This is a genomic window from Leucobacter chromiireducens (assembly GCF_051993095.1).
GTDB lineage: Bacteria > Actinomycetota > Actinomycetes > Actinomycetales > Microbacteriaceae > Leucobacter > Leucobacter chromiireducens.
Map to the genome: position 1 here is coordinate 2,788,879 of NZ_CP197024.1, position 12,884 is coordinate 2,801,762.

The 12,884-nt window shown below is 66.1% G+C and carries 11 protein-coding genes; 4 read left to right on the forward strand and 7 right to left on the reverse strand.

Annotated elements, in window-relative coordinates; all coding sequences use genetic code 11:
- Positions 1-117: 117 nt before the first annotated feature.
- Positions 118-2,442 (forward strand): phosphoribosylformylglycinamidine synthase subunit PurL, encoded by a 2,325-nt coding sequence (purL, locus tag ACR81A_RS12640; RefSeq protein ID WP_440313154.1) that lies wholly within the window; start codon positions 118-120, stop codon positions 2,440-2,442.
- Positions 2,443-2,533: 91 nt separating this feature from the next.
- Here purL and ACR81A_RS12645 read toward each other — a convergent pair whose 3' ends face one another.
- From ACR81A_RS12645 to ACR81A_RS12675, 7 genes are all read right to left on the reverse strand, one after another.
- Complete coding sequence (locus ACR81A_RS12645) at positions 2,534-3,355, reverse strand: serine hydrolase domain-containing protein (RefSeq protein ID WP_440312003.1); 822 nt, start codon at positions 3,353-3,355, stop codon at positions 2,534-2,536.
- 10 nt (positions 3,356-3,365) lie between these two features.
- Entirely contained in the window at positions 3,366-4,157 is a 792-nt protein-coding gene (locus ACR81A_RS12650; RefSeq protein ID WP_440312004.1) for an iron ABC transporter ATP-binding protein, read from the reverse strand.
- Positions 4,154-5,182 (reverse strand): iron chelate uptake ABC transporter family permease subunit, encoded by a 1,029-nt coding sequence (locus ACR81A_RS12655; RefSeq protein ID WP_440312005.1) that lies wholly within the window; start codon positions 5,180-5,182, stop codon positions 4,154-4,156. Before ACR81A_RS12655 ends, ACR81A_RS12650 begins: the two co-directional genes overlap by 4 nt.
- On the reverse strand, positions 5,175-6,233 hold the full coding sequence (locus ACR81A_RS12660) for an ABC transporter permease (RefSeq protein ID WP_440312006.1): 1,059 nt from the start codon (positions 6,231-6,233) through the stop codon (positions 5,175-5,177). Before ACR81A_RS12660 ends, ACR81A_RS12655 begins: the two co-directional genes overlap by 8 nt.
- Entirely contained in the window at positions 6,230-7,228 is a 999-nt protein-coding gene (locus ACR81A_RS12665) for a siderophore ABC transporter substrate-binding protein (protein WP_440312007.1), read from the reverse strand. Before ACR81A_RS12665 ends, ACR81A_RS12660 begins: the two co-directional genes overlap by 4 nt.
- Positions 7,229-7,445: 217 nt before the next feature.
- Complete coding sequence (locus tag ACR81A_RS12670; protein ID WP_202380781.1) at positions 7,446-8,078, reverse strand: class II aldolase/adducin family protein; 633 nt, start codon at positions 8,076-8,078, stop codon at positions 7,446-7,448.
- A 145-nt stretch (positions 8,079-8,223) separates the two neighbouring features.
- Positions 8,224-8,940, reverse strand: a complete 717-nt coding sequence (locus ACR81A_RS12675) for a GntR family transcriptional regulator (protein ID WP_202380780.1) — start codon at positions 8,938-8,940, stop codon at positions 8,224-8,226.
- Positions 8,941-9,118: 178 nt separating this feature from the next.
- Between ACR81A_RS12675 and mtnA the strand changes: the two genes are divergently transcribed.
- The 3 genes from mtnA to ACR81A_RS12690 all read left to right on the forward strand — a co-directional run bounded on the left by mtnA (position 9,119) and on the right by ACR81A_RS12690 (position 12,883).
- Entirely contained in the window at positions 9,119-10,147 is a 1,029-nt protein-coding gene (gene mtnA, locus ACR81A_RS12680; protein WP_202380779.1) for an S-methyl-5-thioribose-1-phosphate isomerase, read from the forward strand.
- 47 nt (positions 10,148-10,194) lie between these two features.
- Complete coding sequence (locus ACR81A_RS12685; protein ID WP_202380778.1) at positions 10,195-11,292, forward strand: substrate-binding domain-containing protein; 1,098 nt, start codon at positions 10,195-10,197, stop codon at positions 11,290-11,292.
- 64 nt (positions 11,293-11,356) lie between these two features.
- Positions 11,357-12,883 (forward strand): sugar ABC transporter ATP-binding protein, encoded by a 1,527-nt coding sequence (locus ACR81A_RS12690; RefSeq protein WP_440312008.1) that lies wholly within the window; start codon positions 11,357-11,359, stop codon positions 12,881-12,883.
- Position 12,884 lies beyond the last annotated feature (1 nt).

The window sequence follows — 12,884 nt, forward strand, 5'->3', positions numbered from 1 at the left end:
TCGTGCCTGCGGATCGGCTCGGCTCCGGTGTCTCCGGAAACGCCGTAGACTGGCCGGGTGAGCGCTCGTCGCTCCGATCGTAGCCGTACCGCCCCCGAGCCCACGGAGCACATCAGCGTGACTGAACCCACCGCCCCGATCCATGTCCCGGATACCGTCGCAGACGCGATCGCGACCCCCGACAAGGACCAGCCGTACGACGCACTCGGCCTGAAGGCCGACGAGTACGCACAGATTCGCGAGATCCTCGGTCGCCGCCCCACCTCGGGCGAGCTGGCCATGTACTCGGTCATGTGGTCCGAGCACTGCTCGTACAAGTCGTCGAAGATCTACCTGCGCCAGTTCGGCAAGAAGGTCAACGACAAGATGAAGGAGCGCCTGCTCGTCGGCATGGGCGAGAACGCCGGTGTCATCGACATCGGCGAGGGCTGGGCCGTCACGTTCAAGGTGGAGAGCCACAACCACCCCTCCTACATTGAGCCGTTCCAGGGCGCCGCAACCGGCGTGGGCGGCATCATCCGCGACATCATCTCGATGGGCGCGCGCCCTGTCGCCGTGATGGACCAGCTTCGCTTCGGCGACATCGACGAGCCCGACACCGCACGTGTGGTGCACGGCGTCGTCTCCGGCATCAGCTCGTACGCGAACTGCCTCGGCCTGCCGAACCTCGGCGGCGAGACCGTGTTCGACAAGGTCTACCAGCAGAACCCGCTCGTCAACGCGCTCGGCGTTGGCGTGCTCCGCCACGAGGACCTGCACCTTGCGAACGCCTCAGGCCTCGGCAACAAGGTCGTGCTCTTCGGCGCCCGCACGGGCGGCGACGGCATCGGTGGCGCATCGATCCTCGCGTCCGACTCATTCGACGAGGGTGGCCCCACGAAGCGCCCTGCCGTGCAGGTGGGCGACCCCTTCGCCGAGAAGGTGCTCATCGAGTGCTGCCTCGAGCTGTTCACGGGCGAGCTCGTTGAGGGCATCCAGGACCTCGGCGCCGCAGGCATCTCCTGCGCCACGTCGGAGCTCGCGGCAAACGGCGATGGCGGTATGTTTATCGAGCTCGACAGCGTGCTGCTCCGCGATCCCTCGCTCACGGCTGAGGAGATCCTCATGTCCGAGAGCCAGGAGCGCATGATGGCGATCGTGGCGCCCGAGAAGCTCGATGCGTTCCTCGCGGTTACCGCGAAGTGGGACGTTGAGACGAGCGTGCTTGGCGAGGTCACCGACACCGGCCGCCTCGTCATCAACTGGCGCGGCGAAGAGATCGTCAACGTGGATCCCTCGACCGTTGCCGTCGACGGCCCCGTGTACGAGCGCCCCGTTGCGTACCCGACCTGGATCGATGCGCTGCAGGCCAATTCGGTGAACGCCGCCGGCCTCACGCGCGACGGCTCGGCCGAGGTGCTGCGCCAGCAGATGATCGATGTTGCCGCGTCGCCCAACCAGGCCGACGTCTCCTGGGTGACGAACCAGTACGACAAGTACGTGCTCGGCAACACCGCGCTTTCTTTCCCCGACGGCGCAGGCATGATCCGCGTGGACGAGGAGAGCGGCCTCGGCGTCGCGATCTCCACCGACGCGAACGGCCGCTACTGCCAGCTCGACCCGTTCGTCGGCGCGCAGCTCGCGCTCGCAGAGGCGTACCGCAACGTCGCCACCTCCGGCGCCGTGCCCACCGCCGTGACCGACTGCCTCAACTTCGGCAGCCCCGAGAACCCCGAGGTCATGTGGCAGTTCTCGCAGGCCGTCGAGGGCCTGTCGGATGCGTGCCTCGCACTTGAGGTGCCCGTCACGGGCGGCAACGTCTCGCTCTACAACCAGACCGGCGACACCCCGATCCACCCCACCCCCGTCGTGGGCGTGCTTGGCATCATCGACGACGTCGCTCGTCGCGTGCCGAGCGGCTGGCAGGATCAGGGCGAGCACCTGTACCTGCTCGGCGTCACTCGCGATGAGCTCGACGGCTCGGCCTGGGCCGGCACCGTGCACGACCACCTCGGCGGACGCCCCCCGGTGGCCGACCTTGATGCAGAGCGCCGCCTTGCGGGCCTGCTGCACGCAGCGTCTCAGAACGGCATCCTCTCGGGTGCGGTCGACCTCTCCGAGGGTGGCCTCGCACAGGCACTCACCGACGGTGCGCTCCGCTTCGGCGTTGGCGCGCGCGTGTGGATCGAGGAGATCATCTCCCGCGACGGCGTCGATGCCACGGCCGCGCTCTTCTCGGAGACGCAGGGCCGCGTGCTCGTCGCGGTTCCGCACGAGGAGGACGTGAAGTTCCGCGGGCTCTGCGACGGCCGCAACTACCCCGTGCTGCGCATCGGCGTGACCGATGGCACGGGCGAGAGCGCCGCAATTGAGGTGCAGGATCGCTTCACGCTGCCGCTTTCCGAGCTGGGCGCCGCGACGCGTGCCACCCTGCCGGAGCGCTTCGGCCCCGTCGTCGGCTAACACGCCACCGACAGAAACGCGTGTGGCCCGGGAGTTTCCCGGGCCACACGCGTTTTTACGTCGTGGTGGCGGAGTGAACGCCTGGCTCGGCTCAGCCCTGCTCCGCCAGTTCCGTGAGCACTGCATCGGAGAACACCGGCCACGCTGCAGCCGACCACTCGCCAAAGTTTCGGTCGGTCAGCGCAACACAGGCGACCTGCGCGACCGGGTCCACCCACAGAAACGTGCCCGCCTGACCGAAGTGGCCAAACGTTCGCGGACTGTTCTGGGTTCCAGTCCAGTGCGGACTCTTGCCGTCTCGGATCTCAAACCCCAGGCCCCAATCGTTCGGGTCCTGGCGCCCGAAGCCGGGGAGCACCCCGTCAAGGCCGGGGAACACGACCTGCGTTGCCATCGCGAGCGTGTCCGGGTGCAGCAGCTGCGGGTTCTGCAGCTCGGCGGCGAAGCGGCTGAGATCGGAGACCGTGGAGACTCCACCGGCGGCAGGCGGCCCCTCGAGCCGCGTGTTGGTCATCCCGAGCGGTTCGAGCACGCCCTCACGGAGGTACTCTTCGAAGGGCATCTCGGCCCGCTCAGCGAACACCTCGGCGAGCACGTTGATTCCGCGATTCGAGTACACCCGACGGCGGCCGGGGCGCGCGCGGAGAATGTCCTCCGAGAAGTCGTAGCCGGAGGCGTGCGCCAGCAGGTGCCGCACCGTCGATCCCTCGGGGCCGGCGGGGTCATCGAGCTCAAGCACCCCCTCCTCGATGCCCAGCAGCACCGCCGTGGCGCTCAGGAGCTTCGTGACGGAGGCGAGCTTGAACTCACGATCCTGATCTCCGTGCTGACCGAGGATCCGACCGTCCTGCGCAATGACCGCCGCTGCGGCGTTCTTCACGGGCCAGGTGTCAATCGTGCTGAGACTCTGCATAGGCTCCACGCTACCGGCTCTCGGCCGTGCGAGTGTCGAGCTCCGGGCGGTAGTACACCGCGACGCGACGCCCGCCGTGCTCAAGCACTTCGACGGGCGTCTCGAACACGCGCTCGAGCACATCGGGGGTGATGATTTCCTCCGGGGTTCCCGAGGCCACCACGCGACCGTCTGCGAGTGCCACGATGCGATCAGCGTAGGCGGCGGCAAAGTTCACATCGTGGATGACGAGGATCACGGTTTTCCCCAGCGCGTCTGCCGCGGCACGCACCTGGCCCATCATGCCCACGGCGTGCCGCATGTCGAGCCCGGTCAGCGGTTCGTCGAGCAGCACATAGTCGGTGTCCTGGGCCAGCACCATCGCAACAAACGCGCGCTGGCGCTGCCCCCCGGACAACTCGTCGATGAAGCGATCCTCCATGCCCGCGAGATCGAGGAAGGCGATCGCGGCGTGGATGGCGCGGTGGTCCGTCTCGGTCAGGCGTCCCGCCGAGTGGGGAAAGCGGCCGAAAGTGACGAGTTGCCGCACCGTGAGGCGCGCCATGAAGTGGTTCTCCTGCTTCAAGATCGACACGACCTGCGCGAGCTCGCGCGACTTCGCGGTGCGCACATCGAGCCCGCCGACGGTCACCTGCCCGCTGTCGGCCTCGAGCAGGCGCCCGATGATCGTCAGCATCGTGGACTTCCCGGCGCCGTTGGGCCCGATCAGTGCGGTGACGCCGCCCCGCTCGATCGTGAGGTCGATGGGGCCGAGCACGCGACGCCCCGCGTACTCCTTCCCCACATTGGTGAGCTGAATCAACGCAGCCCCTTTCTGAGCAGCACGATAAGGAAGAGCAGCCCACCGATGAACTCAATAATGACGGTCACAAGGCCACCGGCCGCGAACACGTGCTTCAAGATAAATGTCGCGCCGACAAGCGTCACGAGGCCGATGCCGATTGCGAGGGGCAGTACCTCCGCGTGCGAGTCATTGCGCGCAAACTGGTAGGCGAGCGTCGCAACGAGGAAGCCGTAGAAGGTCATGGGCCCCACCATGGTGACCGAGACGGACACGAGCACGGCGACAAGAACGAGGATCGTGACGATCTCACGGCGATAGTTCACGCCGAGTCCCACCGCGGCATCGCGCCCGAGGGCGACGACGTCATAGGTGCGCCGCTTCGACCAGACAAAACCGAGGATCAGGATCGCGATGGTCGCCGCGACCGGGAGATACTCGACATTCCCCTTGCCGATGCTGCCGAACAGACGCGCGCTCAGCACATCGAACTCGCTCGGCGTGAGCATCCGCTGCATGAACGTCGATACGGAGCCGAATCCGATCCCGAGCACCACGCCCACGAGCAGCAGCAGGTGCAGATTTGCGCGCTTGCCCGAAAACAGCCAGCCATACAGGGCCGTTGCGAAGAGAACCATCAGGCCGCTCTGCGCGAGGATCTTCGGGATTCCTTCCATACCGGTTGCGGCGGTGCCGAAGACGAACACCAGCGCCGTCTGCGTCAGCACGTACAGCGCATCGAAGCCGAGAATCGAGGGGGTGAGAATCCGGTTCGAGGTCGCGGTGTGGAAGAGCACGGTGGCAACGGATTGGCACACGGCAACCAGCGCAATGGTGCCGAGCGATGCGAGTCGCGACTGCACGATGATCCAGAAGCCCGGGCTGCTCGCCGGGACAGGGATGCCGTAGCTCAACACGGCGACGGCCAACGCCGCAGCAACCGTGTACACGACGACGATTGGGAGCGCTCGCCGCCAGCGCGGGGTTGCGGCGTCCGGTGCCTCCGGGAGTGCCCCGGCTGCGCTGAGCTTGACAATGCTAGCCACGGGCACGTCCTCTCAGCAGGATGGTGATGAAGACGACCGAGCCGATGATGCCTAACACCATCGAGACCGGCACCTCGAAGGGCATGCGAATCACTCGGCCGATGATGTCGCAAATGATGACGAGTGAGACGCCACCCAGGCACACCCACGGGAGGTTACTCCGCACGTTGTCGCCACGAATCGTCGCGACAATATTCGGCACGACGAGCCCCAGGAAGGGCAGGAAACCGACAACCACCACGGTCACGCCCGCGGAGATCGCGACAAGCGCGGTGCCGGCGATCACGATTGCGTCGTAGCTCATCCCGACGTTCGTTGCGACGTCACGGCCGAGGCCCGCGACGGTGATGCGATCGGCAAGGAGAAAGACCAGAAGGGTGACAACTGCCACGACCCACAGCACCTCGTAGCGGCCGCGCACGACGCCAGTGAAGCTCCCCATGAACCAGGTGCCCACCATCTGCAGCAGGTTGAACTGGACCGCGAGGAAGGTCGTCAGCGCGCCGACAACGGCGCCCAGCATGATGCCGATGAGCGGCACGACGAGGGTCGTGCGAATCACAATCCTGCGCAGGATCAGCATGAAGGCCATCGCCCCGATGAACGCGAACGCGCTGGCAATTACCATGCGTCCGAGCAGGCCGACGCTCGGGGCGAGGATCGCGGTGAGCAGGAGGCCGAGCGATGCCCACTCCGTCGTGCCTGAAGTGGTCGCGTCGACGAATCGGTTTTGTGTGAGCATTTGCATGACGAGCCCGCTCGCGGCCATCGCAGCACCCGCCAGCATCAGGGCGAGCGTGCGGGGTACGCGGGTGATCCACACCATTTCCGCACCCATCTCGCCGTCGGAGAGATCGTACACACCGACGAAGACCGAGAGCACCAAGAGCCCGATGACCCCGATCACTGCAAGGATCAGCGGCCACGGCGAGGACCTCGGAGGCGGGGTGGGATCGGGCTCCGCGCGGGAAGCAGCAACGCGAGAACGCCCGCTCAACCGAGCGGGCGTTCCGTGGCCGCGGGAATCCGCGGCGCGATCGTCAGTGGTCATGCTGCTGCGAAGGCATCCTTGATGTTCTCAAAGAGGTCGGTGTACGCCTGGATGTCCTCAGTGAGGTAGAAGTTCGCATCGAGGTAGATGAGGTTGCCGTCCTTCACTGCGGGGACGTTCTTCAGCGCCTCCGACTCAGCGATCAGCTCGGCAGCGGGCAGCGAGCCCTCCTCACGATCCTCCGGGGCGAATGCCGCATCGCGATCGAGCGCGATGATCCACTGCGGGTTCGACGCCGCGATTGCCTCCACGGAGATGTCATCACCCTGGTGGTCGCTCGTGGCACCCTCCACCTCGAGCGCGGGCTTCAGGTCAAGCGCGCCGAACACCGGACCGACCGAACGGCCGACGCCGGGAGCGAGGTAGCCGATCTTGCCGCCCGAGGTGTTCACAGCCATCACCGCATCAGTGCCGTTGTATGCGCCCTTCGCATCAGCGATCGCGCTGTCGAGCTTGTCGTTCAGCTCCTTGGCCTCGTTCTTCTTGTCGAAGATCTGGCCGAGGATGTCGCTCTCGCGCTTCAGCTCGCTCATCAGGTCCTCGCCCTCGCGCGGGGCAATGTCGATGACCGCAGCGTTCGGGTTCTGCTTCTTGATCTCGTCGTACGAGTCGCCAAAGCGGTAGCCGGCGATGATGAGGTCGGGGTCCGCCGCGATGATGGTCTCGAGGTTGGGCTCGCGGTGCGATCCCACGTCGGCGACAGACTCATCAAGGTACTTCGGCCACACCGTTCCCATGATCCCCTTGGGCGCCGCGGCAAGCTCGATGTCCCACGCATCAAGCGTGGAGAAGACGTGGTTGTCGAGCGCGACGACGGTCTTCGGGTTGACCGGCACCTCAACTTCGCCGTGGTTGTCGGTGATGGTCACCGTGCCCGAGGCCTTCGGAGCATCGGATTCCGCGGCGGGCGCGCCCGTCGAGCAGGCGGAGAAGAGCAGCGCGGCGCCGACTGCGAGGGCGGCAGCCGCGGGGGTGCGGGTGGAACGAAGTGACACGTCGAATCCTTCAGTTGAACGGACATGGAAACGCGCTCCTGCGAGAGCATCGCAGCAGCGCGTTCGCTGCTCTCCGGCCGGAACGACGCGGTGAGCAACTTCACTACTCAGCCTATGCTTACATTCATCAGATGTTCAAGTTGGATACGAAAAAGCCCCGGAAACCGCGGCGATTGCACGATTTCCGGGGCGCTGAGCGAACGCGCACCGCTGGAGCCTACGCGTGATGCAAGTTCGGGAAGTGTTCGTCCGGGAACGTGGTCTCGGTATCGCCGAGCTGCCGCGCAAGTACCGTCGCCTTTGCAGCATCCTCAAGATTCAGGGCGCGGCGATAGGTCATCTCGATGGTGTCGCCTACCGCGGTGCACCCGTGGTGACGCATCACCACACAGTCGTGCTCGGCCAGCTCCGCCGCGGCCGTATCGGCGAGCTCGTCCGAGCCGTTCGGGTAGAACGGCGTCACGCCGATCGACTTCACGTAGAAGGCGTGATCAAGCGTCAGCAGGCGGATATCGATCCCCAGCGTCGCAAGCAGCACCGCGTGCTGCGGGTGCAGGTGGATCACCGCATTCACGTCAGCCCGCGCCTCATACGAGCGCTGGTGCAGCTTCCACTCACTCGACGGTTTGGGGTTGCCAGACACGACGGTGCCGTCCAGGTGCATCACGGTGAAGTCACCGGGGCGCAGGCGGTCAAGCCAGGTGCCGGAGCCGGTGATGATGAAGTGCTCGCTGTCGAGGCGCGCGGACAGGTTTCCGCCGCTCGCGAGCACGAGGCCGCGGCCCACCGCGTCCGCACCGATCTTCGAGAGCTCGAGCGCAGCGGCGGCGCCCTCCTGGGTATTCAACATGAACTACGACCTTCCAGTGAGCGCTCGCGGGGAGTGCGGCGGCGCGACTCACGCGACAGCCGCATGCTCCATGCGGCCTCAATATTGTTACTCCGTCATCGCACGTTGTCAAACAACCTCGGGAGCTGCGGAACAGGCGCGCTCCTCACCCGGCCCTGCGGATCGTGAACGCGTAGCGCCCCTCAAGGAAGTACGTGCGCGAGTAGAGCAACGCCCGCGCCGAGCGATCGAAGTGCACCTGATCGAGCAGCACGTAGAGCGCAGGCTTACCCACAGGCGCGTCCCAGCCGATGCGGTCGGACTGCACCGCGTGCACCTCTGCAACGCCGTAGTGCGGATGCATGTCTCGCACCTCGCGAAGGTACGCGAACAGCGAGCCCTGCACCGACTCGGGATCCTCCCCCTCTGGGAAGACGCCGATCGGCATGAGATCGTACGAGTACGCCACGACCTCACCGTCGGCGAGGATGGTTCGGCGAAGCTCCAGCGCGTGCGCATCGCCCGAAAGCTCCAGCTTTTCAGCTTCATCGGGGAGCAGAGGTCGAATCACCCTGCCGCGGTAGATCATGCCCGGTTCACGCCCGGTGCTTCGGATCGACTCGGTGATGGAATCCAGCCGCTCGAGCCCCGCGGTGACCGCGGGGCGCTCGGCCACAAACGAGCCGACGCCGTGCTGGGTGCGCACGAGCGCCACCGTTTCGAGCTCGCGCAGCGCGGCCCTCACGGTCGGTCGCGAGACCCCAAAACGCTCTGCGAGCTGGGCTTCTGTCGGCAGGCGTTCACCCTCGCTGAACTCCTCCGAGCGAATCGCCGCACGCAGTCCATCCGCGACGAGCGCCACCCTCGATCCTGGCTTTGCCATGCACGCCTCCATTGCCCGTGGGCGGTCGCGCCCGGATTCCAGTGTCCCCAAGTCTAGGTCATGCATCAAAGTCCATTTATGTGACCTCACTTGACAAGTTGTCAGTCAACCGAATACGTTTCTCGCGATAGTCCGCGCTCTGCGCACTGACAACGCCGTCGAAAGGATCGCCATCACCATGGTTCGCGCAATCGAGTGGATTGATGCCGCAGCTGACTCACACATTCGCCTGATCGATCAGACGCGGCTTCCCGCCGAAGAGGTGTTCCTCGAGGTCACCAATGTCGATCTCTTGATTGACGCGATCCAGCGTCTGGCAGTGCGCGGCGCTCCTGCGCTTGGCGCCGCGGGCGGCTACGGCGTCGCGCTCGCGCTCCACGAGGCTGCGCGCGAGAACTGGAGCGAGGAGCAGCTCAGCGCCGCAATTACCGCGATCGCAGACGCACGTCCGACCGCGGTGAACCTCGCATGGGGCGCGAATCGGGTCGCTGAGTTCCGCGCGGAAGGCTTTGATCGCTGCCTCACCGAGGCACGGGCCATTGCAGCCGAGGATGAGGCCGCGAACCGCGAGCTTTCTCGCCTGGGCGCCGATTGGTTGCTTGCTCGCGTGGGCGATCGCCCGCTCCGAGCGGTGACGCACTGCAACACGGGCGCGCTCGCAACGACGGCGTGGGGCACGGCCTACGGGATTCTGCACGAGCTCCACGAGCGCGGCAAGCTTGAGCTCGTCTACGTCGATGAAACTCGTCCGCTGCTGCAGGGCACCCGCCTCACGAGCTGGGAGCTGCAGCAAGACGGCATCCCCCACCTCGTTGAGGTCGACGGTGCCGCGTCGAGCACGATCCTGCGCGGCCTGGTGGACTTCGCCGTGATCGGCGCGGATCGCATCACCGCGAATGGCGATACCGCAAACAAGGTTGGATCGGTCGCGCTGGCACTCGCGTGCGCGCGCAAGGGCATCCCGTTCGTGGTCGCCGCACCGTACTCGACCGTCGACGAGGCCACGGCCACCGGTGACGAGATCGAGATCGAGGAGCGGGGCGACGAAGAGGTGCTTGCTTTTGGCGGCGCACAGGTCGCAACGCCGGGCGTGCGCGCGTTCAACCCCGCCTTCGATGTGACCCCTCACGACATCATCTCCGCAATCGTCACCGAGCGCGGCGTCGTCGAGCCCGCCGCCACCGCGCAGCCGCTCTTCGGCGGCTAATCTTCCCGCGCACCCACCCGCAGCACCCTCACGAAAGGAACGCAACGATGCGTAAGATCACCACCGCAGCGCTCAGCGCCGCGGCCATCCTCACCCTCGGCCTCGCCGGCTGCACGCAGGGAGCCCCCGCAAGCTCGGGGAGTTCCTCCGACTCGGGGAAGGTCGCTGAGGCCACCGGCACGGCACCCGCGCCCTTCGACGCCGACGGCGTCAAGATCGCGATTGTCCAGCAGTCAGGACAGGGCGACTACTTCCAGCAGTACCTCAACGGAACCCGCCAGCAGGCAGACGCCCTCGGCGTCGATCTCTCCGTGTTCGATGCGCAGGGCGACAACGCGACGCAGGCGACCCAGCTTGACCAGGCGATCGCCTCGGGTGTCGATGGCATCATCATTCGCCACGGACTGCCCGACACCCTCTGCGAGGGCGTGAACCAGGCGCTCGACAAGGGCATCGTCGTTGCGATCTACGACGTCGAGATCCAGCAGTGCGCGCCGGAGGCGGTGCAGACCCAGCAGTCTGACGCGCTCATGGCCTCGCTCGTGCTCGATCAGATGGCGTCCGATATCGGGAAGAACGCTGAAGTCGGCTACGTCAACTACGACGGCATCGCACCGCTCGACCGCCGTGACGTGGTCTGGCAGGAGTACCTCACGAAGCAGGGCTGGGACCAGAAGTTCAAGACCGGCAACTTCACGAACTCCACTGCCACCGACTCTGCACCGATGATCACCGCCGCTGTGCAGGCGAACTCCGGCGTCAAGGCGATCTACTCCCCCTATGACGAGTTCGCGAAGGGCACGCTGACGGGCCTCGACCAGGTTCCCGGTACCGAGGACATCCTCGTGTACGGCGCCGACATCTCCACTGCAGACATCGAGCTGATGACGGCTGAGGGCAGCCGCTGGGTCGCTACCGGCGCAACCGATCCGAACGCGATCGGCGCGGCAGTGATGCGCACGCTGGCGCTCAAGATGGCCGGCGAGCTCACCGAGGACACCGTGGACTTCCCGCCCATCCTCGTGACGCAGGAGATGCTGCGCAAGAACGACATCAAGAACATGGACGATCTGCGCGCGGCCGAACCCTCGCTCAACATCTCCGAGGTGTCGAGCGCCGACTGGATCCCGGTCGTCTCCTTCTAATTCCCCGTGTGGGTGCCGGGCAGACCGCCCGGCACCCACACCTCCTCAAGGAGTTGTTGTTCCCATGCATTCGACGGAATCCGCACCGGCAGCTGCCCTGCGCCTCGTCGGGTTGACGAAAAACTTCGGCGCGAACCGCGTACTGAAGGGCGTTGACCTCGAGCTTGTTCCCGGCACCGTCACCGCGCTCCTCGGCGCGAATGGCGCCGGCAAGTCGACGCTCATCAAGATCCTCGCCGGTGTGCACCAGCAGACCGCGGGCGAGCTGCTGCTCGGCACCGAACCGGTTGACTTCGACACCCCCATGTCGGCTGCGCGCGCCGGCGTTCGCACCGTTCATCAGCGCATCGATGACGCGATCGTGCCCGGCCTGAGCGTCGCCGAAAACCTCCTCTTCGAGGAGATCGCGCTCAAAGAGGTGCGCTCGGTCGCATCTCTCCGCTCGCTCCTTCCGCGCGCGCGAGAGATCGCAGCCACCCTCGATCTTGAGTGGGACGATGCGTTCCTCCGCCAGGACGTGCACGAGCTTGGGATCGCGGATTGCCAGATGCTCCTGCTTGCGCGTGCACTGTCTACGACACCGCAGGTCCTCATCCTCGACGAGCCGACCTCGACCCTGTCCCAAAACGAGGCCGAACGTCTCTTCGCGCTCGTGACGAAGTTGCGCGACCGTGGCGTCGCGATTCTCTACGTGTCCCATCGTTTGAGCGAGATCAACGCGCTGGCCGACCGGCTTGCGGTCCTGCGCGATGGCCGCATCGTCAATGCGCAGCAGCTCCCCTTCGATCTGCAGGCCGCGGTCCGCTCAATGCTCGGCGAGGGCGTGCTCGCCGACGCTGCAGAGCTCGAAGAACTCCACGGTGGCGAGACCGTGCTGTCCGTTCGCGGGCACCGAGTCTTCCCCGAAAGCGCCCCCATCGACATCGACATCGCCGCAGGCGAGGTGACCGGGATCATCGGGCTCATCGGCGCGGGAAAGACTGAGCTAGCGGAAACAGTGTTCGGTGCACGCAAGCTCACGAGTGGCGAGATGTCGCTCGGCGATCGGCCCTTCGCCCCGAAGTCACCCAAGGCAGCGATCTCACACGGCGTGTACCTCGTGCCCGAAGACCGCGCGGCGCAGGGCATGCTGCCCGGCTGGTCGGTCATGCGCACCCTCTCGCTCCCCTTCCTCAGCGACTTCGTCCGCGGCGGAATCCTCGCCCCGGGCAAGGAACGCACCTCTGGCGCAGCGGCGATCGATCGCTTCTCCGTGGTCACCACGGGGCCCGAGCAGTCCGTCGATGCGCTCTCCGGCGGCAATCAGCAGAAGGTCATGGTTGCGCGCTGGATGCAGCGCGCGCCGCGGCTCCTCCTTCTCGATGAGCCCTTCCGCGGCGTGGATATCGGCGCGAGGCGGGTCATCTCACAGCGCGCTCGCGAGCAGGCCGCAGACGGCTCAGCTGTCGTAATGATCTGCAGCGACGTCGACGAGGTCCGAGAGATGGCCGACCGCATTGTCGTGATGGTCGAGGGCCGCATCACGCTCGACGCACGCGCCGCAGACATCAGCAATGAACAGATCATCCAGAGCATGACGGAGGTGGCCTGAG